The sequence below is a fragment of the Pseudomonas sp. R11-23-07 genome, from assembly GCF_003852295.1.
Classification (GTDB): Bacteria; Pseudomonadota; Gammaproteobacteria; order Pseudomonadales; family Pseudomonadaceae; genus Aquipseudomonas.
This window is the reverse complement of the sequence record NZ_CP027761.1, coordinates 2,135,440-2,155,811: the sequence shown is the minus strand read 5'-3', so window position 1 is coordinate 2,155,811 and position 20,372 is coordinate 2,135,440. Positions and strand designations below refer to the sequence as shown.

General features: G+C 60.2%; 18 protein-coding genes and 1 tRNA gene. 4 read left to right on the top strand and 15 right to left on the bottom strand.

What is annotated here, in order from left to right; all coding sequences use genetic code 11:
- The first annotated feature begins 3 nt into the window (after nucleotides 1-3).
- Genes C4J84_RS09950 through C4J84_RS09940 form a run of 3 tightly spaced genes read left to right on the top strand, consistent with a single transcriptional unit; the run spans nucleotide 4 to nucleotide 2,388 of the window.
- Nucleotides 4-813: a protein-glutamate O-methyltransferase CheR gene (locus tag C4J84_RS09950; RefSeq protein ID WP_124435241.1), complete on the top strand. Its 810-nt coding sequence runs from the start codon at nucleotides 4-6 to the stop codon at nucleotides 811-813.
- On the top strand, nucleotides 810-1,343 hold the full coding sequence (gene cheD, locus C4J84_RS09945; protein ID WP_124435240.1) for a chemoreceptor glutamine deamidase CheD: 534 nt from the start codon (nucleotides 810-812) through the stop codon (nucleotides 1,341-1,343). Before C4J84_RS09950 ends, cheD begins: the two co-directional genes overlap by 4 nt.
- Nucleotides 1,306-2,388, top strand: coding sequence for a chemotaxis response regulator protein-glutamate methylesterase (locus C4J84_RS09940; RefSeq protein ID WP_124362297.1), 1,083 nt, complete (start codon nucleotides 1,306-1,308; stop codon nucleotides 2,386-2,388). Before cheD ends, C4J84_RS09940 begins: the two co-directional genes overlap by 38 nt.
- Before the next feature lie 232 nt (nucleotides 2,389-2,620).
- Here C4J84_RS09940 and C4J84_RS09935 read toward each other — a convergent pair.
- The 7 genes from C4J84_RS09935 to C4J84_RS09905 form a co-directional block, all read right to left on the bottom strand.
- Nucleotides 2,621-2,696: transfer RNA gene (locus C4J84_RS09935), tRNA-Gly, on the bottom strand.
- A 59-nt stretch (nucleotides 2,697-2,755) separates the two neighbouring features.
- A complete protein-coding gene (gene pgsA / locus C4J84_RS09930) occupies nucleotides 2,756-3,316 on the bottom strand; it encodes a CDP-diacylglycerol--glycerol-3-phosphate 3-phosphatidyltransferase (protein ID WP_034119069.1) in 561 nt (186 codons plus the stop codon).
- Between the two features lie 32 nt (nucleotides 3,317-3,348).
- The gene (gene uvrC / locus C4J84_RS09925; RefSeq protein WP_124366574.1) at nucleotides 3,349-5,172 is read right to left on the bottom strand and encodes an excinuclease ABC subunit UvrC; all 1,824 of its coding nucleotides are present in this window, start codon (nucleotides 5,170-5,172) and stop codon (nucleotides 3,349-3,351) included.
- 1 nt (nucleotide 5,173) lies between these two features.
- Nucleotides 5,174-5,815, bottom strand: coding sequence for a UvrY/SirA/GacA family response regulator transcription factor (gene uvrY / locus C4J84_RS09920; RefSeq protein WP_017530522.1), 642 nt, complete (start codon nucleotides 5,813-5,815; stop codon nucleotides 5,174-5,176).
- A 151-nt stretch (nucleotides 5,816-5,966) separates the two neighbouring features.
- Nucleotides 5,967-6,332: a helix-turn-helix domain-containing protein gene (locus tag C4J84_RS09915; RefSeq protein WP_124366573.1), complete on the bottom strand. Its 366-nt coding sequence runs from the start codon at nucleotides 6,330-6,332 to the stop codon at nucleotides 5,967-5,969.
- Nucleotides 6,333-6,474: 142 nt separating this feature from the next.
- On the bottom strand, nucleotides 6,475-6,912 hold the full coding sequence (locus C4J84_RS09910; RefSeq protein ID WP_124429247.1) for a GNAT family N-acetyltransferase: 438 nt from the start codon (nucleotides 6,910-6,912) through the stop codon (nucleotides 6,475-6,477).
- Nucleotides 6,913-7,662, bottom strand: a complete 750-nt coding sequence (locus C4J84_RS09905) for a carbon-nitrogen hydrolase family protein (protein ID WP_124406835.1) — start codon at nucleotides 7,660-7,662, stop codon at nucleotides 6,913-6,915.
- 609 nt (nucleotides 7,663-8,271) lie between these two features.
- Here C4J84_RS09905 and C4J84_RS09900 point away from each other — a divergent pair.
- Nucleotides 8,272-9,351 (top strand): 3-deoxy-7-phosphoheptulonate synthase, encoded by a 1,080-nt coding sequence (locus C4J84_RS09900; protein WP_124435239.1) that lies wholly within the window; start codon nucleotides 8,272-8,274, stop codon nucleotides 9,349-9,351.
- A 43-nt stretch (nucleotides 9,352-9,394) separates the two neighbouring features.
- Here C4J84_RS09900 and C4J84_RS09895 read toward each other — a convergent pair whose 3' ends face one another.
- The 8 genes from C4J84_RS09895 to C4J84_RS09860 all read right to left on the bottom strand — a co-directional run bounded on the left by C4J84_RS09895 (nucleotide 9,395) and on the right by C4J84_RS09860 (nucleotide 20,290).
- Nucleotides 9,395-9,817, bottom strand: a complete 423-nt coding sequence (locus C4J84_RS09895; RefSeq protein ID WP_124366569.1) for a chemotaxis protein CheY — start codon at nucleotides 9,815-9,817, stop codon at nucleotides 9,395-9,397.
- Nucleotides 9,818-9,950: 133 nt separating this feature from the next.
- On the bottom strand, nucleotides 9,951-13,565 hold the full coding sequence (locus tag C4J84_RS09890; protein ID WP_124435238.1) for a transporter substrate-binding domain-containing protein: 3,615 nt from the start codon (nucleotides 13,563-13,565) through the stop codon (nucleotides 9,951-9,953).
- Between the two features lie 6 nt (nucleotides 13,566-13,571).
- Nucleotides 13,572-14,198, bottom strand: a complete 627-nt coding sequence (locus C4J84_RS09885) for a response regulator transcription factor (RefSeq protein ID WP_124362148.1) — start codon at nucleotides 14,196-14,198, stop codon at nucleotides 13,572-13,574.
- A 302-nt stretch (nucleotides 14,199-14,500) separates the two neighbouring features.
- Nucleotides 14,501-15,217 carry an MgtC/SapB family protein gene (locus C4J84_RS09880; protein ID WP_124362147.1) on the bottom strand — a complete coding sequence of 239 codons (717 nt, stop codon included), beginning with the start codon at nucleotides 15,215-15,217 and terminating at the stop codon, nucleotides 14,501-14,503.
- 28 nt (nucleotides 15,218-15,245) lie between these two features.
- Entirely contained in the window at nucleotides 15,246-17,951 is a 2,706-nt protein-coding gene (gene mgtA / locus C4J84_RS09875; protein WP_124435237.1) for a magnesium-translocating P-type ATPase, read from the bottom strand.
- 561 nt (nucleotides 17,952-18,512) lie between these two features.
- On the bottom strand, nucleotides 18,513-19,112 hold the full coding sequence (locus C4J84_RS09870) for a GNAT family N-acetyltransferase (RefSeq protein WP_124435236.1): 600 nt from the start codon (nucleotides 19,110-19,112) through the stop codon (nucleotides 18,513-18,515).
- Between the two features lie 11 nt (nucleotides 19,113-19,123).
- Nucleotides 19,124-19,468 carry an FKBP-type peptidyl-prolyl cis-trans isomerase gene (locus C4J84_RS09865; protein WP_124366566.1) on the bottom strand — a complete coding sequence of 115 codons (345 nt, stop codon included), beginning with the start codon at nucleotides 19,466-19,468 and terminating at the stop codon, nucleotides 19,124-19,126.
- Nucleotides 19,469-19,669: 201 nt separating this feature from the next.
- Nucleotides 19,670-20,290 carry a hypothetical protein gene (locus C4J84_RS09860; RefSeq protein WP_124406830.1) on the bottom strand — a complete coding sequence of 207 codons (621 nt, stop codon included), beginning with the start codon at nucleotides 20,288-20,290 and terminating at the stop codon, nucleotides 19,670-19,672.
- Between the last annotated feature and the right edge of the window lie 82 nt (nucleotides 20,291-20,372).

Below are 20,372 nucleotides of genomic sequence, written 5' to 3'. Positions count from 1 at the left end.
ATCATGCCAGACACCAGCCCACTCGATGATCGTGAATTCGGCCAGTTCCAGTCCTGGTTGTACCGCGCGACCGGCATCAACCTGTCGCCCGCCAAGAAAGCCCTGGTGGCCGGGCGGCTGTTCAAACGCCTCAAACACTACGAACTGCAGAGCTACGGCGAGTACTTCAAGCTGATCATGAGCGACCAGCGCAAGGGCGAGCTGCAAGTTGCGCTGGACCTGCTGACCACCAACGAGACCTACTTTTTCCGCGAGCCCAAGCACTTCGACTTCCTGCGCCAGCAGGTGCTGCCCAAGGCGCCGCCGGGCAAACTGTTTCGCGTGTGGAGCGCGGCCAGCTCTTCGGGCGAAGAACCCTACAGCCTGGCGATGACGCTGGCGGAGAACCTGGGCACCACGCCCTGGGAAGTCATCGGTTCGGATATCAGCACCCAGGTGCTGGCCAAGGCACGCAACGGGCATTACTCCATGGAGCGCGCCGGCACCCTGGCCCAGCCGCTGCTGGTCAAGTATTGCCTCAAGGGAACAGGGCGCCAGCACGGGACTTTCCTGATCGAAAAGGCCCTGCGCAACCGGGTCAACTTTATCCAGGTCAACCTGAACGAACCGCTGCCCGGCCTGGGCGAGTTCGATGTGATCTTCTTGCGCAACGTGATGATCTATTTCGACCAGCAGACCAAAAGCCAGGTGGTCGCCAGGCTGCTGCCGCTGCTCAAATCCGGCGGTTACTTCATCATCAGCCACTCCGAAAGCCTCAACGGGGTCAACGACACGTTGAAGCTGGTCGCGCCGTCGATTTATCGCAAGCCATGAAAAAGCCTGCCGATGTGGTCGAAGTGGTGCTGGCGCCGGGCCAGGTCAGTTTTGCGACGCGGCCGACACGCTTGCGTACCTTGCTCGGGTCCTGTGTGGCGATCACCTTCTGGCATCCGCAACGGCTGATCGGCGGCATGTGCCATTTCATGTTGCCGGCGCGCTCGCGCAAAGGTCAGCCCCTGGATGGCAAATATGCCGACGAGGCGCTCGAATTGCTGCTGCGCCACGCTCATGCCAACGGCACGCAGGCCCGGGATTATCAGGTCAAGCTGTTCGGCGGCGGCGAGATGTTCCCCGAACAGCCGCGCCCCCTGCCGGCACAGGACGTGGCCAGCCTGAATATTCGCGCAGCGCTGGCCCTGGCCGAGCACCATCACCTGCACCTGACCGCTCAGGACATGGGCAGTACCGGCTATCGCACTATTGTGTTCGACCTGTGGAACGGCAACGTCTGGGTCCGACACCAACCAATGGGAACATTCAAAAAAAATGCCTACCAAAAAAATCAGCGTGCTGCTGGTCGATGATTCGGCCGTAGTACGGCAAGTGCTGCTGGCGATCTTCAACGACACGCCGGACATCCATGTGATGGGCGCCGCGTCCGACCCGATTTTCGCCATGGATAAACTGGCTCGGGAATGGCCGGACGTGATCGTGCTGGATGTCGAAATGCCGCGTATGGACGGCATCACCTTCCTGCGCAAAATCATGAGCGAGCGGCCGACACCGGTGGTGATCTGTTCCTCGCTGACCCAGAAAGGCGCCGAAACCTCCCTGCAGGCATTGTCGGCCGGAGCAGTGGAAATCATCACCAAACCCACCACCGGGCTGAAGAACTTCCTGATCGAATCGGCGGCCGAGCTGGTCGCGGCCATCCGCGCAGCGGCGAACTCCAACGTCAAGAACCTGGGCAAACGAACCGTCCAACCAACACCCGCCCTCGCGCCACCCGGCAAGCTCAGCGCAGACGCAATCCTGCCCGCCGCCAACGGCCACGCCATGGCCCAGACCACCGAACGTATCGTCGCCATCGGCACCTCCACCGGCGGCACCCAGGCCCTCGAGGCCGTGTTGACTGCTCTGCCGAGGGTGTGCCCTGGCATGGTGATCGTGCAGCACATGCCCGAAAAATTCACCGCCTCCTTTGCCGAGCGCCTCAACAGCGTGTGCCAGATCGAAGTGCGCGAAGCACGCAACAACGACCGCATCCTGCCCGGCCTCGCCCTGATCGCTCCCGGCGGCAAACATCTGATGGTGACCCGCAGCGGCGCCTATTATCACGCCCAGGTCATCGACGGCCCACTGGTCAACCGCCATCGCCCGTCGGTGGACGTGCTGTTCCGCTCGGTAGCCAAATTCGCCGGCAAGAACGCCACCGGCATCATCATGACCGGCATGGGCGACGACGGCGCACGCGGGCTAAAGGAAATGCTCGAAGCCGGCGCCGCCACGGTAGCCCAGGACGAAGCCAGTTGCGTGGTGTTCGGCATGCCCAAGGAAGCCATCAAACTCAACGCTGCCCAGCGCATCATGGCGTTGGAGAATATTCATCAGGCGATTTTGTATAAGTGAGCCTGAGCACCATAGGTATAGGTGTCTTTACAACTTTGGCTCAAGGTTGAACGCCCGGCAGATAGGGCTATTGTGGCAAGCGTGCTTGTCGAATTGTCGCACCGCTCCCGTTGGGCTGCGTGCAGTCCTGGTAAAGCCCTGGATGGTGCTGAATTTTCGGAACGAAAAAAGGACCCGAAGGTCCTTTTTTCAATCGCTTACAGAATTCAGTGGAACTCTGCAGCGCAATATTTGGAGCGGGAAACGAGACTCGAACTCGCGACCCCGACCTTGGCAAGGTCGTGCTCTACCAACTGAGCTATTCCCGCTTGGTGATGCGCATTCTATAGAATCCCCAGCACCCGTCAACCCCTTGATTCAAAAAAGTTTATTTCTTTTCAACGGTGGTGCGCAGGTGGGGCCAGGCGGCCCGTAGGTATTGCAGCATGGACCACAGCGTCAGGCCTGCAGCGATGAGCAACAAGGCGTAGCCGGTGAGGACCCAGAACGAGAAGTCCGACGGATTGGCCAGCAGGATGACCAGCGCGAGCATTTGCGCGGCGGTTTTCCATTTGCCCATGTTCGATACGGCGACGTGGGCGCGGGCGCCGATTTCGGCCATCCATTCGCGCAGGGCCGAGACAACGATCTCGCGACCGATGATCACGGCAGCCGGCAGGGTCAGCCACAGGTTGCCGTGTTCCTGTACCAAGAGCACCAGGGCCACGGCGACCATGAGTTTGTCGGCCACCGGGTCAAGGAACGCGCCAAACGGGGTGCTTTGCTCCAGGCGGCGCGCCAGGTAGCCGTCGAGCCAGTCGGTGGCGGCGGCAAAGGCGAATACCGAACTGGAGGCGACATAGCTCCATTCATACGGCAAATAGAACAGCAGGATAAAAATCGGGATAAGCAGGACGCGTAGAACGGTGATCAGATTAGGGATATTCATCGGCACAACTGGCTACGAGGTGAGAAGGCATTCTATTCGCTGTGCAGATTGGCATAAATCAATTCAGCGAGCTTTTTACTGATACCGGGTGCTTTGGCTATTTCGTCAATGCTGGCACGGGAGAGCTCCTGCAAGCCACCAAAATGTTTAAGCAAGTCGCGACGCCGCGTCGGGCCGACCCCCGCCACCCCTTCCAGGGTTGAGGTTCGGCGGGTTTTGCCGCGTCGTGCACGGTGGCCGGTAATGGCGAAGCGGTGGGCTTCGTCACGAATCTGTTGAATCAGGTGCAGCGCCGGAGAGTCGCCCTTCAAAGTGAACTCATGCGCGGCATCATTCAAGTACAACGTCTCGAAACCGGCCTTGCGCGTGGCGCCCTTGGCCACGCCGAGCAGGATCAGGTCGGGCACGGCCAGTTCATTGAGGACGTCGCGGGCCATGGATAACTGGCCCTTGCCGCCGTCCACCAAGAGGATATCGGGCAATTTGCCCTCGCCGTCCTTCAATCTGCTGAAGCGCCGCGTGAGGGCTTGGTGCATGGCGGCGTAGTCATCGCCGGCGGTAACGCCTTCGATGTTGTAACGCCGGTAGTCGGCCTTGATCGGGCCTTCAGGGCCGAACACTACGCAGGAGGCCACGGTGGCTTCGCCGCTGGAGTGGCTGATGTCGTAGCACTCCAGGCGCTGGGGTGGCTCGTCCAGGTTGAGCACCTCGGCCAGGGCTTCGAAGCGCGCGGCAACGTGCTGTCGATTGGCCAGGCGCGCGCCCAGGGCCTGTTCGGCGTTGGTCACGGCCAGCTGCTGCCAGCGGGCACGGGTGCCGCGAACGCGGTGGCTGATGTCCAGCTCGCGACCGCGCAGTTCATGGATCGCCTCGATCAGGGTCGGGAAATCTTCGTGGACCACGTTGACGATCAGCTCCGACGGCAAGTCGCGCTCAGGACTGCTCACATAATATTGGCCGAGAAACGCGGCCATCACCTCGGAGACGTCTTCATCGATCCCGGTTTGCGGGAAGAAGTTCTTGCTGCCCAGCACCCGCCCGCCACGCACGCTGATCAGGTGCACACAGGCGCCACCCGGGTTGACGAAGGCCGCGATCACGTCGACGTCGCCGGTGCCGCCTTCCATGCTCTGCTGGTCCTGGACGCGGCGCAGCAGCGATATCTGGTCGCGCAGCTCGGCAGCCTTCTCAAAATCCAGGGTGCTGGCCGCCTGCTCCATGGCCCCGGACAGTTCATCGGTCAGCGCATTGCTGCGCCCCTCGAGGAACATCACCGAGTGACGCACATCCTCGGCGTACTCCGCCGGCTCCACCAGGCCCACACAGGGCGCCTTGCAGCGCTTGATCTGGTACTGCAGGCACGGGCGCGTACGGTTCTTGTAGAAGCTGTCTTCACACTGGCGCACAAAAAACGTCTTCTGCAGCAGGCTCAAGCTCTCGCGAATGGCGCCGGCGCTGGGGTAAGGCCCGAAATACTTGCCCTTCTGCTTCTTTGCACCCCGGTGGATGCTCAGGCGCGGGAAAGCGCCATCCGACAAAAACACGTAGGGGTAGGATTTATCGTCACGCAGCAGGATGTTATACGGCGGCCGCCATTCCTTGATCAGCGTCTGCTCAAGCAGCAGCGCTTCAGTTTCATTGGCGGTAATGGTGGTTTCGACCTGGGCGATACGCGCAACCAGGGCGGCGGTTTTCGGCGCGAGACCGGTCTTGCGAAAATAGCTCGCCAGACGGTTTTTCAGGTTCTTGGCCTTGCCCACGTAGAGCAGGCGCGCCTCGCTGTCGAACATACGGTACACGCCGGGGCGGCCGCTGCAGGTCGAGAGAAAGGCACTTGGATCAAACGGTGTGGTCATGTCAGGCGCTGGCGTCCACCATGCCGTGGCGCACCGCGAGCAGGGTCAATTCAACATCACTGCTGATGGCGAGTTTCTCGAAGATGCGATAGCGGTAGGTGTTGACGGTCTTGGGCGAGAGGCACAGCTTATCGGAGATCGACTGCACCTTCTGGCAACCGACGATCATCAAGGCGATCTGGATTTCCCGCTCCGACAGCGCGTCAAACGGCGAGTCGCTGGTGGGCTGGAAGGATTTGATGGCCAACTGCTGGGCGATCTGCGGGCTGATGTAGCGCTGGCCGGCAAATACCAGGCGAATGGCTTGCACCATTTCCGCCAGGCCGGCGCCTTTGGTGAGGTAACCCGCGGCTCCCGCCTGCAGCAGACGCGTAGGAAACGGGTCTTCCTCGCACACCGTTACCACCACAACCTTGATATCCGGATGGCTGCGCAATAATTTGGTAGTGGCGCCCAGACCGCCGATCCCCGGCATCTTGACGTCCATCAACACCACATCGGGTTTCAATTCCCGGGCCTTGATCAGAGATTCCTCCCCCGACTCGGCCTGGCCGACTACTTGCAGGCCGTCGATGTCAGCCAGCATTCGTGTAATGCCTGTACGAACGAGATCATGGTCATCGACTACTAGCACCCTAATCAAGCAGACACCTCGCGATATGGTCTTATAGGTTGCTGAACACCTTAGCAAAAAACCAGGGCGCAGACCTAGCTGCAAGCGTCATATATGTGGAGTTTGAGCGCTTGGCACGCCTCTATCGAGCGGCGAACGGCCGGATTTGCTGGGCAAAAGGTCAGGAATCCTGCGGCGCAGGCTTGGTTTTTCCATGGCGAGAAAGGGAATGCTCGGCCAGGGTCGACGTCAGGCGGCGGATTGCCTCTTGGTCTTCCTTGAACAATGCCCGGTAATCAACCAGCACTTTTTCTTCAAGCTGGCTCAGATTTTCCAGTGGAGTCGGCGTCGCTGTCCCGGTCAACACGTACAGCACATCCACGCCTCTGCTGGCCACGCGAGACAAGTAGTCGGCCTTGGGCGCGCGCCCACCGCTTTCATATTTGCCCTGGGCGTTGGCTTCGACGCCTCCGATTTCACCAAACACTTTTTGCGACAGGCCAAGTCGCTCTCTTTCTTGCCTTAAACGCGAACCGATTCCACTCATCTGGATGCATGATCCTATTTGGCACACCGCAAGAGGTGACAGGCTCATCACTTCGTTAAACAAATTAAACGGTTTTTTTGAACTATGCCCGCAATTCGTACCCCTGCACAAGACCAGGCTGAAACATCAAGGAACGGCACCGTCAACAGGATGTTGAGCGACAAACGCGTTCCATCCGCCAGAATCCGGCGTCTTCACCGACAACGCTGAACCCCGTGCGCTGATAAAGCCTTTTGGCCGGGTTGGTCTTGAACACGGTTAAACGCAACAGGCCAGGCACTTGGGCCTTGAGCGCCATCTGCTCCAGCACCCAAGTGCCCGCACCGAGCCCGCGATAGGCCTCGAGCATATGCAGTTCGCGGATATAGAGCGCGTTGCTATCACGGCTCAGGCTGATAAACCCGGCAACGCAGTCATCCGCGTAAATCAGCCAGTTTTCCCGAGCAGCCCAGGCCCTATCAAAGCCATCGTCGGACCACAGCAGCTGGTTTTGCACGTAATAACGGTCCATCGCCCGGTGAGTCAGGGATCGTGCAAAAGGCAGGTCGTGTTCCGTCGCAGCGCGCAGGTAGAAAGGCATTTACACAGCCACCACGTGCCCAACCCAGCGCTCGCCATCGCGACGGGCAATCGCCAGCGCTTCGCCGACCCCAGGCACCGCCGCCAGCAAACGACCATCATCCGCCCATATCGCACTGCGGCCGGCACAAGCCCAGCCGCCCGACGGGCCACCATGGTTAGCCATCAACACCAGAAGGCGATGCTCGGCCGCATACCCCTGGAGCAGCGCGCTGTCCGTGGCGTAGCCGCTCTCGCTGATCAATACGCCTGCGGCATAGACCGTGGCGCCCGCCAGCGCCGCCTGGCGCGGATGACTGGCGTGGGAAAAGTCAGCGCACACAGCCAGCGCAATACGATCCTTCCCCCACTCAAGCGCCGCACCGCCCTGCCCGGCCGCGAACGCAAGTTCTTCGCCCGGATGCAGATGCTGCTTGGTGTAGACCGCCACCGAGCCGTCAGCTCCCAGTACCAAAGCGCCGATCAGCACATCCGCCTCTGGCGCCAGGCGGATCGGCATACCCACCACCGCCGTCAACTGCAGCTCCCGGGCCATCTCGCGTAGTGGCGCCAGCAGTGGGTCTTCAGGCGCAATGGCCAGCTTGGCTGCCAGCGCGGGCTCATAGCCGGTCAGCGACAGCTCTGGAAACACTAGCAATTGCACGCCCTGTGCAGCTGCAGCCTGCATGAACTCGAGATGTCGCGCGATGTTGGCTGCTACATCGCCTGCGACGGAAAGGGTTTGCGCCGCAGCAAGGGTCAAGGCAGTCATGGTTGCGTCCTGGCAATCTTAAGTGCGTCCAGCATATCGACACTCCCCCCATAGCCGTAAGTCCCCCCATGCGATAGAAATTACTGATTGAATCCACCTGCGCCGCTCTAGTAAGCTCCCCGCATCATTTGGAGACATGCCATGTTGCAACTCACCCACACTCAGGTTTGCCCCGCTGCCAGCGCATCGCGCTCGGTGTCGGCTACCCGTGTGAACGGTTCGAGCGCACTGGTCAGCTTTTATTTTGGGTATTGGTTTAGCCGCTGGCGCGCCTGATACCTGAAATCGGCGCCCACTACTCAAGGGGTCGCCTGCCAGAGAAATCTAACCCCCGGTCGGCTCCCCGACCGGGGGTTTTGTTTTTTCAGGCCCTGATAATTTTTTGATCACCCACTTAAGGAATCACGCCATGAACACCATCACCTATTACCGCCACGGCACTTGCGCTGCATGGCGATTTAGCCAGCTCCGTTCGGGACAGCCTGCCGCCTCCGACCGGTCACTTCTTGGTGGCAAGCCAACACACGTAACCGATACGGCCAATTGTCGAACACCCCAGTAGGCCAAGCGCGCGGGAATTGCCCGCCGCTTGCCCAGGAAATCCAGAATATGAACGTCTCTGTCGCCGCTTTGCCCGTCTCCACCCTGGACAGCGCCAATGAAGCCCTGACCCAGCGCCTGCCCAGCGCCCTTGAGCTCAAGCATCAACTGCCCCTCAGCCCGTTCCTCAATGAACAGGTACACGCCCACCGCCAAGCCGTGCGCGCCATCCTCAATGGGCATGATCCACGCTTGCTGGTGATTGTCGGCCCGTGCTCGATACACGACCCGCAATCGGCCCTGGAATACGCGCGTAACCTGAAGAGGCTCGCGCTTGAAGTCAGCGACCAGATGCTGCTGGTCATTCGCGCCTACGTCGAAAAACCGCGCACGACTATTGGCTGGAAAGGCCTGGCTTACGATCCACACCTCGATGGCAGCGACGATATGGCCGCAGGCCTGGCGCTGTCTCGGGAACTGATGCGCGAAATGCTGCGGCTGGGCTTGCCGGTCGCCACCGAGTTGCTGCAACCCATGGCCGCCGGCTACTTCGATGACCTGCTCAGTTGGGTCGCGATTGGCGCGCGCACCACCGAATCGCAGATCCACCGCGAAATGGCCAGCGGCCTGGGCATGCCCGTTGGCTTCAAAAACGGCACCGACGGCGGCGTCGCGATTGCCTGTGACGCGATGCGCTCGGCCTCGCACCCGCACCGCCACTTCGGCATCGACAGCCAGGGCCATCCGGCGATCATCCAGACGTCGGGCAACCCCGACACCCACCTGGTGCTGCGCGGCGGTCACCGCGGGCCAAACTACGATGCGCAGAGCGTGTCCCGAGTCAAACACGACCTGGCCAAATCCAGCGTGGCGGCACGCATCATGGTCGATTGCAGCCACGCCAACAGCGGCAAAGACCCGTTGCGCCAGCCGGCGGTGTTCAGCGAGGTGCTGGAGCAACGCTTGCAAGGCGATACGTCGCTGATCGGCATGATGCTCGAAAGCCACCTGTTCGAAGGTTGCCAGCCTCTGAGCCCGTCAATGAAATACGGCGTGTCGGTAACCGATGGCTGCCTGGGTTGGGCGGGCACCGAGCAGTTGCTGCGCAGTGCCGCCGAGCGCCTTCGTGAACACAGCCATACCCAGTGATTGGCCGTCATCGGGCACAAGCCACTTGGGCAGTTACGTGGGCCTAGACGCCGACCACCGGTTGGCGGGACAGCGCCCTTAGCCACGGCAAAACCCGCAAGCCGGTCATGGCCTCGGGAGGGTCGATGATGTCCATGAAATGTTCGAGATTGACGTTATCCGGTACGCCCGGCAGGCGTACCGCTACCGTCGGCATTGCGCCGGCGGGATCACCCAGGTCAAGGTTGTCGTAGATCAATACATGGCGTGCCTGAGGGTGGGGCCCACGCGCATGGGCCGCCAGCCCCGCATTGATGATCAGCACATCAAAGGGTTCGGCCGGAATGGCGGTGAGAATCTGGACTTCTTCGAAGGTTTGCACCGGCACGATCCGGTGATACCCCAACTGGTTAAGCATCTTTTCGATGTAGAGCCGCTGCAAGTGCAGATCATCGGCAATCAGAATGGTCAGTGCTTTGTTCGGCATGGCAAGCCCCTGGGCAGGCAGCGCTCGTCAGTGAGCGTGGCCCATTTTCCAGACAAATCCCGACGACAAAATCAGGCATGTTCCCCCATCACGTAGGACTTCTCCCAAAAGCTCCGAATGGTCGTCATCGGGATCAAGACTGATTGCAATGGAGACTCAACCCCTCATGCAAAGCGATCATCGCCTGCGCCACCTCACCGATCGCCACCCCGAGCGCGTTGCGGTCCTGGCTTTCACAGGCTGCCTCCAGTGCTTCACAGCGAGCGATCAACACCTGTGCCTTGACCATGCGGGCACCGCCCTTGGCGCGATGAGCGAGGTCGTGCAGCCTGGCGAAGTCGGCCTTGCGTTGCAGCGTCGGCAATAGCGCCCGGTCCGCCTCGAGGCTGTCGAGCAAGGGGGTCAACAATTCGGTAAGCGCGTGATGGTCCTCGCCTGTCAACGCGATCAAGGTGCTCAAATCAAATGCTGCCGCCTCTGGGCTCATGGCGTAAGTGGAGCGCGACGCCAGCGCCACGCGCAAATCGTCAAGCCCGGTGGGTTTGAACAGGCACCCATCCATACCGGCTTGCCGACAGCGCTCGGCCTCTTCGGGTTGTGCATTGGCGGTAAACCCCAGCAGCAGGCACGGCACCAGGCCTCGTTCACGCTCCAATACGCGGATGTCCCGTGCCAACTGGTAGCCATTCTTGAACGGCATGTTGCAATCGGTGATGACGCCATCGAACTGCCCGGCACGCCACTGCTCGAGCCCCTGAATCCCGTCCTCGGCCGTGGTGATACGGTGGCCCAGGAAACTCAACTGCCGAGCCAGCAGCAAGCGGTTGGCCGGGTAGTCGTCCACCACCAGGATGCTCAGGGCATCCGGCGGCTCTGCCGGAGGGTTTGCCGACGCCCCCTCCTGCGCCAATACAGCGGTCATGACCAAGGCCAACGTTACATCTACCCGCGAGCCCTGCCCCAGCACACTGCTCAAGTGCAGTCGCCCCCCCATCATTTCGCACAGGTTGCGGCTGATCACCAACCCCAGGCCGGAGCCGCTACGTGCCGACTGTTCGCCATTGCTGCCCTGGATAAAGGGGCTGAACAGGCGCAGCTGGTCATGGGCGCTGATGCCAATTCCGGTGTCCTGCACCCAGAATTTCAGCTCCAGATGCTCCCCTTCGAACGCCGCATGAGCACCGAGCCTGACCTCGCCCTCGTGGGTAAACTTTATGGCATTGCTCAGCAAATTCGACACCACCTGCTTGAAACGCAGTGGGTCAATCAGGACCACGCGGTCGATCAACGGATCAAGTTCAACCTGCAGCGCCAGCCCCTTGGCCCGCGCCAGACCTTCGAACACCCGCGCCACCGAGGTCAGTAACTCATGCAGATTGGCCGGTTCCAGGGCCAACGACAGATGACCGGACTCGATCCGTGCGATGTCGAGAATATCGCCGATCAATTCCAGCATGCCACGCGAAGCCTCCGACGCCACTTCCAGGGCATCCCGGTCGGCCACGCCCCGCTCGGCATTCTTCAGGGCCAGCTCGATCATGCCGATCACCGCATTCATCGGCGTACGGATCTCGTGACTCATGGTCGCCAGGAAGGTGGTCTTGGCCCGGTTGGCAGCGTCAGCCTCGTCCTTGGCTTCTTGCAGCTGACCCAACAACTGTTGGCGCTCGCTGACGTCCACCCAACCGGCAATCATGCCCACCACTTTCTCGTCACCGTCGCGATAGGGCAGCATCCACTGGTAGATGGTCAGGGCATCGCCGTTGGGCAATTTGAGTATTCGATCATGAATCTGCGGCTCGCCTTCTGCCATCAGGCGCAGGTAATCCTGATGAAACGACTGAGCCTGGGGCAGGTTGCCGGCGTCGGTTTCGACCACGGTTTTACCAATCACGTCTTCGAGCTTATAACCGAATACGTCCAGGTAAGCGTTATTGCAGGCCATCAATCGCCCCTGCCGGTCACGCACGTAAATCGGGTGCGGCGTGCCGTCGATCAACACGCTCATGAAGCGCATTTGGTCGCTCAAGGCGCGTTCGGCCTGGACGCGCTTGCGAATCAGGCGGCGCAGGTAGATGGCCCAGCTCAACGTGACGATCAGCAGCAACGCGGCCAGCCCGAACCCCTGAATGATCATGTTGCGGTGCCGTAGCCAATAGCTGTCTTCGATGATCACCTCGCTGCGCCATTGGGTGATCATTTCATCCATTTCCTGCGGGGTGATGCTCAGCAGCGCTTTATCGAGGATCGAATAAAGCTCCAACTGACTGCGGTTGACCCCGAACGTGATTCGCGCAGGCTCGGAGCCGACCGTACTGGTGATGCGCAACCGGTCGCGGTAATACCGGGCGATCATATAGCGCGCACTGATCAGCGAATTGACCGCCCCCTCCGCTTCGCCTCTGGCTACCATCGCCATCGCCTGCTCCGCGCTGTCCACATCGATAAACACGACGCCGGGAAAATCCCGCATGATCGTATCGCGCAGTCCGTTGCCGCTGATCATCGCCAGGCGTTTACCCACCATATCTTCCAATGTGACCGGGCTGTGTTCATCACCTCGGGTTATCAGCACCAAGGCGTTGGTCAGGTAGGGCCGGGTGAACCGCACCTTTTCGGCGCGTTCGACACTGGGGGTCACGACCGCCAGCATATCCGCCGCGCCCGCACTGACCTGGTCGATCTGCTGGGGTATCGAGCTACCCCGTATCACGTCGAACTTCAAACCGGTGCGCAGGCTGATACGCGACAGCACCTCGGCACTCAGCCCCTCGAACTGGCCCCGATCATCGATGACCGACAGCGGCAGGAGCTTGTCCAGCACCGCGACCTTGACCCGTGGATGCTTGAGGAGCCAGCGTTGTTCACTGGCACTCAAGTGCAACCTACCGGCACCGACGATACCGAGGTTGCCGCCGCTCCAGCGGCGCAATATTTCCATTTGCTCCCCGGCAGGAATCGCCTCCAGCGCCGCATTGATGATCGGCGGCAGCCGCGTATTCTGCCGGGTGAATGCAAAGGCGAACGGGTTGACTTCAAGAGTGGAAAAATCCGCCATGCGCACAATATTGAGCTGGTTTCGGTGGATCAGGTAATTGGTGCTGATGGCATCGCCCAGATACACATCGGCGCGGCCAAACGCTACTGCACCAATCGCCTCGAAGGCCGAAGAAAACAACTCCACCTGGGCATGGGGGTAAAACGCCCGTACCACCTCAGGTTGCAAATAGTGATAGAGCATCGCCACGCGCTTGCCCGCCAGGTCCTCGGTCAGCGCCTGGCTATCGCTGGTGCGGGTCACCAGGGTGGGTTGGTCATTGGCGTAGGTGCGGGACAGGATCAGTTGCGGGTCGGCCGCTTCATAACCATTGGCCGAGCCGAGGAAATCCACATCGCCTCGCTTGAGGGCTTCGATCACTTCATCGCGCGTTTCGTAACACCGAACTTCAATGGAGATATTCAGGGCCTGGCTGACCAGCGCTGCAAAATCGGCGGTAATGCCTTCGAGCTCCTCACGGTTATTGGTCAGGTCAAACGGGGCGTAATCGGGAGCGGACACCCCCATCAGCAAGGTGCGCCGTTCGCGCAACCAGCGCCAGTCGGCCTCTTGCAGCGTGACGACGGGCGGGTCAATACGAGAGTGGCCCAACAGCCGCAAAACTGTGGGCTCGTCAAAGGCCATCGCGGCCATGGGCAACAGGCTCAACCAGAGGATCGTGGCGAACCGCTTGAACGCGATGGCGATCATTTCAAATCAGATCAGATGATTGCGCTGGGCAAATTTGGACAGGTGCACCACTGAGGACATACGTAACTTTTCCTTGAGGCGGGTCTTGTAGGTGCTGATCGTCTTGTGGCTCAGCAGCATGTCTTCAGCAATTTCCTTGTTGCCCAGCCCCAGGGCCAGTTTCTGCAATACGGTCAATTCACGGTCCGACAAGCACTCGATCATCTGCCGCTCCGTTTCTTGCAGGTCGTCACGGCGTACCGAGCTGGTAGGCAGGCTGGGGAAACAGCTGTAGCCGGACTGGATCGCTCTGATGGCCTTTTGCAATTCGTCCAGCTCGCCGGTCTTGGCCACAAACCCCATGGCCCCGGCTCGCATGCAACGGGTGGAAAAAAACACGGCCAGGTAGGAGGTCAGCACCAGGATCCTGCACGGCAGGCCCAGGGACTTGATCCGACAGATAACTTCCAACCCACCCAGCTTGGGCATCGCCAGGTCGAGGATGATCAGTTCGGGACGTTGCTCCCGCGCCAATTGCATTGCATCTGCACCGTCACCCGCCTGATAAATGTCATCGAATCCTTCCAACTTCAGCAAATGCTTGACGGTCGCACGTATAAACGGATGGTCATCCACGATTAATGCTTTGCTCATACACACCCCTAGGCTGTCAAAGTACCCTTACACATCAACCGGGACCTAGGTACCTGTGAGAAATGACAGTTCCGACAAACGGTACTGCACCCGCTCAGGACGATAACCGCTCGCAGCCTGGCCCCTTCCATTGAACATCACGAGCAATCACGGCTGGACGAGAACGAGCGCCCAGCCGTAAGTGCCCAACCTTAACAATGCAATGACGTTTTGATTGAAGGGATAGTCCTGACTACTTGTAGGATTTTTCCTCGCAAAAAAGCTTAGCTGATATTGGCTCGACGGGGTTTCAGGCGGGCGGGTCAGTCGGTGGTACTCGGGCTCCAGAACGCCTGCACCACCAGGCTGGAGGTGGAAATACGCGCCACCAATGCATCCAGCTCGTCACCGTCGACCGACGTCGCGGCCAGGGTGGCCTCGATTTCAACTTCTTCGCTGCCGAACGGCCTTACGTCGACATCACTGGCCGGGTAGTTGCATCGCGCCAGCTCGGCTTCCAGCAGCACCATGACCGCCTGTTGCTGGCTGCGCCGCGCGATGACATAGAGGATGTTGGTGACCTCGGCCGAGACTACGTCCAAAGGCTGGCGGTTGATGTTGTTGACGATCGGCCGCAGCAAAGTATTGGCGGCCAGTACGAACAGCGTACCCAGCAAGGCCTCGAGGATCAGGTCGGCCCCCGCACAGGCTCCCACTGCGGCCGACGCCCAAAGGGTGGCGGCTGTGTTGAGCCCGCGCACATTGCCTTCTTCGCGCATGATCACCCCGGCCCCCAGGAAGCCGATGCCCGACACTACATACGCGACGACGCGCACCGCGCCTTCCGCACCGCCCAGGCGATTGGCCATGTCGACAAAGATCGCTGCGCCGACCGCCACCAGCACATTGGTGCGCAAGCCTGCGGTGCGTTGGCGGTACTGGCGCTCGAAGCCGATCAAGCCGCCGAGGAGGAACGCCGCCGTGAGGCTGACGACGGTATCCACCAGAGAGTCGAGGTTGATGTTGTTGATTGCCTGCATAAAAAAACCTCCATGACTGCTGCGGCAACTACTGCCAGCCAAACTTGCGGATGTAGTAGCCCTTCACCGCCTGGGTCAGCGCCATGTACGCCAGCAAGATCACGGGCAGGAACACGAAGTACAGCGACGGCAGCGCCTGCAGTTTGAAGTAATGCGCCAGTGGCCCCATCGGCAGGAAGATCCCGACCGCCATGATCACGCCCGTCATGACCATCAACGGCATCGCCGCACGGCTTTGCAGGAACGGGATTTTCGGGGTGCGGATCATGTGCACGATCAACGTCTGGGTGAGCAGCCCCACCACGAACCAGCCCGACTGGAACAGGGTCTGGTGGTCCGGGGTATTGGCATCGAACACGTACCACATGAGTGCGAACGTGGTGATGTCAAAGATCGAGCTGATCGGCCCGAAGAACAGCATGAAGCGGCCCACATCTGCCGGCTGCCAGCGTTGCGGCTTGGCGAGCATCTCCTCGTCGACGTTGTCGAACGGAATCGCGATCTGCGAGATGTCATACAGCAGGTTCTGCACCAGCAGGTGCATCGGCAGCATTGGCAGAAACGGGATAAACGCACTCGCCACCAGCACCGAGAACACGTTGCCGAAGTTGGAGCTGGCGGTCATCTTGATGTACTTGAGCATGTTGGCGAAGGTGCGCCGGCCTTCCAGCACGCCCTCCTCCAGGATCATCAAGCTCTTTTCCAGCAGGATGATGTCGGCGGCTTCCTTGGCGATGTCTACCGCGCTGTCCACCGAAATGCCGATATCGGCCGTACGCAGTGCCGGTGCATCGTTGATGCCGTCCCCCATGAACCCGACCACATGCCCGTTGGCCTTGAGCAGGCGCACGATGCGCTCCTTGTGGCTGGGCGTGAGCTTGGCGAACACATTGGTGGTTTCCACGGCCTGGGCCAGCTCGGCGTCGGTCATGTCCTCGATGTCGTTACCCATCAGCAGCCCTTGCTGCTCCAGGCCGACTTCACGGCAGATCTTTGCGGTGACTCGTTCGTTATCGCCCGTCAGCACTTTGACCGCTACGCCATGGGCCTTCAGGGCCTTGAGCGCAGGCGCGGTACTTTCCTTGGGTGGGTCGAGGAAGGCCACATAGCCGATCAGGGTCAGGTTGTTTTCATCCGCCAGGCTGTAGGTATCGCGACCTGGCGCCATCGGTTGTGCGGCCACGGCCACCACCCGCAGGCCCTCGTCATTGAACGCTGCAGTCACTTGGCGAATGCGTGCCAACAGCTCTTCCGTCAATGCCTCGTTGACCTCGCCATGGCGCACGGTGCTGCACACTGCCAAAATCTCCTCCACCGCGCCCTTGCAGATCAGCAGATGCGGCTGGTCCTGCTCCGCCACCACTACCGACATGCGACGCCGATTGAAGTCGAATGGAATCTCATCGACCTTCTGGAACGCGGTACCGACCTTTAAGTCACGATGGATTTCGACGTGCTCGAGCACGGCCACATCCAGCAGGTTTTTCAAACCGGTCTGGTAGTAGCTGTTGAGGTAGGCCATTTCCAGTACGTCCTCGGATTCCTGGCCCCACACATCCACATGGCGCGCCAGGAAAATCCTGTCCTGGGTCAGCGTGCCGGTCTTGTCGGTGCACAATACATCCATGGCGCCGAAATTCTGGATCGCGTCGAGGCGCTTGACGATGACCTTCTTGCGCGACAGGAACACCGCGCCCTTGGCCAACGTCGAGGTGACGATCATCGGCAGCATTTCCGGGGTAAGGCCCACGGCAATCGACAGCGCGAACAGCAAGGCTTCAGTCCAGTCACCCTTGGTGAACCCGTTGATGAACAACACCAGCGGGGCCATCACGAACATGAAACGGATCAACAGCCAGCTGACCTTGTTGACTCCCTGCTGGAAGGAAGTGGTGGCACGGTCGGTCGCCGTGACGCGTTGCGCCAGGGCGCCGAAGTAAGTGTGGTTGCCGGTGGCGAGAATCACCGCCGTGGCGGCGCCGGACACCACGTTGGTGCCCATGAACAGGATGTTTTCCAAGTCCAGCGGGTTGCGAACCTGGGCATCCTGCTGCTGGACGAACTTCTCCACCGGCATCGATTCACCGGTCATCGCCGCCTGGCTGACGAACAGGTCCTTGGCACTGAGTACGCGGCAATCAGCGGGAATCATGTCGCCGGCCGACAGCACGATCAGATCGCCCGGTACCAGTTGCTTGATCGGCAGCTCAAGACGCTTGGCCGCGTCCCGGCGCAACACTGTGGCCGTGTTGCTGACCATGGCCTTCAAGGCGTCGGCGGCCTTGTTCGATTTGGCCTCCTGCCAGAAACGCAACAGGGTCGACAGCACCACCATGGAGAAAATCACCAAAGCGGCCTTCATGTCGTCGGTCAGCCAGGAGATCACCGCCAGCAACGTCAGCAGCAAGTTGAACGGGTTTTTATAGCAGTGCCACACGTGCACCCACCAAGGCAGCGGCTGCTCGTGCTCGACTTCATTGAGGCCGTACTGCCCACGCAACGCATCGGCCTCCTGGGTGTTCAAACCCTCGGCGTGGCTGCCCAGCATGCCCAGCAGTTGCACGGCACTGCCGTTGGCTGCGGCCACCAGGGTTTGCGCAAGGCTAGGCGGTACTTCGCGGCTGACACTGGCGTCGGTCACGGTCTCCAGCATCGTCAGGCGCCGAAAATGCCGGGCGATATGCCGGGTCCGCAGAAAACCGGCGAAGAACTCTTTGAGCAGCGTGAGGTTCATGGTGTTACTCCTGCGCGATGAAAAACTCTCGTGCAGGTACCGCCCATCCGCACTGCGCCTGCCGAACAGGCGCAGCCGAACCTGGCCCGCCCACCGTAAAAGGCAGGCGCGTCCGTAGCCTCCCGAGGCAACTCGGGTGCTGGTCAGCGTCGATGAGAGGGATCAGGCAGGCGCCAGGAATGGCTGCTGCCGGGATGCCGCTTCTCGCTTTTCTGGCGAGACAACGGCATCGAAAAAATGCGCGTTACCTTGCCAAGTATGTGCCGGTTACTGAAACCGGCCGACTACTGTCACTCGAACAAGTACCCACTGAGGGTCTCCGCTATTGATGAAAACGCGCGAAGCTTACGCCGCGATTTATGCAGAGTAAACCGTAGGAAAGTTTCCGCATGGTGAATAAGAAATTTCTTCAGGATGGGTTCAGGAACCCCTTTCTCGACCACACCAATGAGCAATGTGGGGGGGCTTGCTCCCGATGGCGGTGTGTCAGCTACTAATTCATGCCTGACACTCTGCCTTTGCAGGCAAGCCCCGCAACATGGGCTCGGTGTAAGTTCCAGGCTATGGAGCACCGGGTCGGTCGCGCTCGACCAAGGCCAGATAGGCATCAATACCCTTCTCGGCAATCGGCTTGACCTGAATCAGTACCCTATTCACCTGCCGCCCCATTGCAATCCCCTCTCGAATGCGCACCGTCACATACCCCAGCCTGGGCCAAAAACGCTCGGCCTTGGTATTGCCAACAACAACCGTCAACCGCAACCAGTGGGCACCCTTCCCCACCGCCCATGCCTCGAGGTCCGCGTGCAGCCGCTGCGCCAGCCCACTGCCGTGCCAACGTGTATGCACCATCAACAATCCGATATGCCACACTCCGACGGCGAGCAAATCTGCGGCGATATTCACCACGGCGACCAATTGGTTTTGCGCATCGCGGTAACCCAGCCAGTACATACGGCTGCAATGCCAGCCTGCGGGTAATTGCCCCTGAAGCTCTTCTCGTGCTTCGGTCGCAGTAGCGGGTTCGCCGTTAACCGCGATGAAGTAATCCGGCGCTCGTTCAAAAAAGTCTTGCAGCTCAGTCTCGTCACAACCAAGCAGCTCAACCACCCGAATGCCTTCGAGGGAGCAGCCAGGCAACACGTGTGGATCAACGTCCATATTCAATCCTTTCAATCATCCCGCGTCAGCACTTCCAGCAATTCAATCTCGAAACGCAGGTTGCTGTTTGGCTTGATATGCGCACCCATCGAGCGCTCGCCGTAGGCCAGGTGCGCCGGTACATACAACGTGCGTATACCGCCAACCTGCATGCCCATCAATCCCTGGTCCCAACCCTTGATCACGCGACCTGTACCAATCACGCACTGAAACGGTTTGCCCCGCTCCCAAGACGAATCGAACACCGTGCCGTCTTCCAGGGTGCCGGTGTATTGAGTGGTGATCAGCGCGCCCTTGACCACGGCTTTGCCGTCGCCCAGGCGGATGTCGGTGATCTGCAATTCGTCGTTGCTCATGGGGCTCTCATTGAAGGCGTGAAAGGTTGCGGTTTTCCCAGAACCGAGTGGGTTTTGCAAGTGTCATGACCACGCGATCCAATGTGGGAGGGGGCTTGCTCCCGATTCGGTGCATCAGTCACCCCATCATTGACTGACAGCCTGCTATCGGGAGCAAGCCCCCTCCCACATTTCGATTTGCATGCATCCAGTAATCGGCGTTTATAACCAATGCCAGAACCGACTCCAAAACCCTCGCCCCAATTCATCCTTGCACCCGGCATACTGCCGCGCATACATCTGCGAACGGGCCTGCACTTTGCTCGCCACCGGCGGCAGCCAGGCTTTGCTGGCATAGGTGCGCTGACGATAACCACCCCAGCCTTCGTGGTAGTTCAGGTATTGGCCGTAGGCGTCGTACTTGTAGACGCCATTGATGGTGTAGGTCTTGTCCATGTACCAACCGATAAAGTCGATGGCGTCGTCGAAATCCTCGCGATCGGCGCCGCTGCGGCCGGTGCTTTTGCGGTAGTCATTCCACACTTCATCCTTGGCCTGGGCATAGCCGGAAGCGGTGGAAACGCGCCCCCAGGGAATGATCCACAACAGGTATTTACGCGGCGTCTTGGCGTCGTAGCGAAAGCCCGACTCCTGATACATGATCGCGAAGGGCACCTGGATCGGCACGCCCCAGCGTTTTTGCGTGACCTTGGCCGCGTCGTACCAGTCATCCTTTTCGCGAAAGATGCCGCAGATATCATTGGGCGTGCGTGGCGGCGAGGTGCCGCACGCCGCCAACAGGGAAGTGAGCAGTAACAGTCCGACGGTTTTGCTTGCGCTCAAAGGGCACCCTTGCGTGAAACGCGTAAAATCCCGGCATTTTACGCGCTCACACAGGCGGCGTCCTTACTGCAAACCATATCAA

Excerpts from the sequence above, each read along its gene's own strand:
- C4J84_RS09950 (WP_124435241.1), top strand. The coding sequence starts at position 4 with ATGCCAGACACCAGCCCACTCGATGATCGTGAATTCGGCCAGTTCCAG.
- cheD (WP_124435240.1), top strand. The coding sequence starts at position 810 with ATGAAAAAGCCTGCCGATGTGGTCGAAGTGGTGCTGGCGCCGGGCCAG.
- C4J84_RS09940 (WP_124362297.1), top strand. The coding sequence starts at position 1,306 with ATGCCTACCAAAAAAATCAGCGTGCTGCTGGTCGATGATTCGGCCGTA.
- pgsA (WP_034119069.1), bottom strand. The coding sequence starts at position 3,316 with ATGAATATCCCTAATCTGATCACCGTTCTACGCGTCCTGCTTATCCCG.
- uvrC (WP_124366574.1), bottom strand. The coding sequence starts at position 5,172 with ATGACCACACCGTTTGATCCAAGTGCCTTTCTCTCGACCTGCAGCGGC.
- C4J84_RS09915 (WP_124366573.1), bottom strand. The coding sequence starts at position 6,332 with ATGAGTGGAATCGGTTCGCGTTTAAGGCAAGAAAGAGAGCGACTTGGC.
- C4J84_RS09910 (WP_124429247.1), bottom strand. The coding sequence starts at position 6,912 with ATGCCTTTCTACCTGCGCGCTGCGACGGAACACGACCTGCCTTTTGCA.
- C4J84_RS09905 (WP_124406835.1), bottom strand. The coding sequence starts at position 7,662 with ATGACTGCCTTGACCCTTGCTGCGGCGCAAACCCTTTCCGTCGCAGGC.
- C4J84_RS09900 (WP_124435239.1), top strand. The coding sequence starts at position 8,272 with ATGAACGTCTCTGTCGCCGCTTTGCCCGTCTCCACCCTGGACAGCGCC.
- C4J84_RS09895 (WP_124366569.1), bottom strand. The coding sequence starts at position 9,817 with ATGCCGAACAAAGCACTGACCATTCTGATTGCCGATGATCTGCACTTG.
- C4J84_RS09890 (WP_124435238.1), bottom strand. The coding sequence starts at position 13,565 with ATGATCGCCATCGCGTTCAAGCGGTTCGCCACGATCCTCTGGTTGAGC.
- C4J84_RS09885 (WP_124362148.1), bottom strand. The coding sequence starts at position 14,198 with ATGAGCAAAGCATTAATCGTGGATGACCATCCGTTTATACGTGCGACC.
- C4J84_RS09880 (WP_124362147.1), bottom strand. The coding sequence starts at position 15,217 with ATGCAGGCAATCAACAACATCAACCTCGACTCTCTGGTGGATACCGTC.
- mgtA (WP_124435237.1), bottom strand. The coding sequence starts at position 17,951 with ATGAACCTCACGCTGCTCAAAGAGTTCTTCGCCGGTTTTCTGCGGACC.
- C4J84_RS09870 (WP_124435236.1), bottom strand. The coding sequence starts at position 19,112 with ATGGACGTTGATCCACACGTGTTGCCTGGCTGCTCCCTCGAAGGCATT.
- C4J84_RS09865 (WP_124366566.1), bottom strand. The coding sequence starts at position 19,468 with ATGAGCAACGACGAATTGCAGATCACCGACATCCGCCTGGGCGACGGC.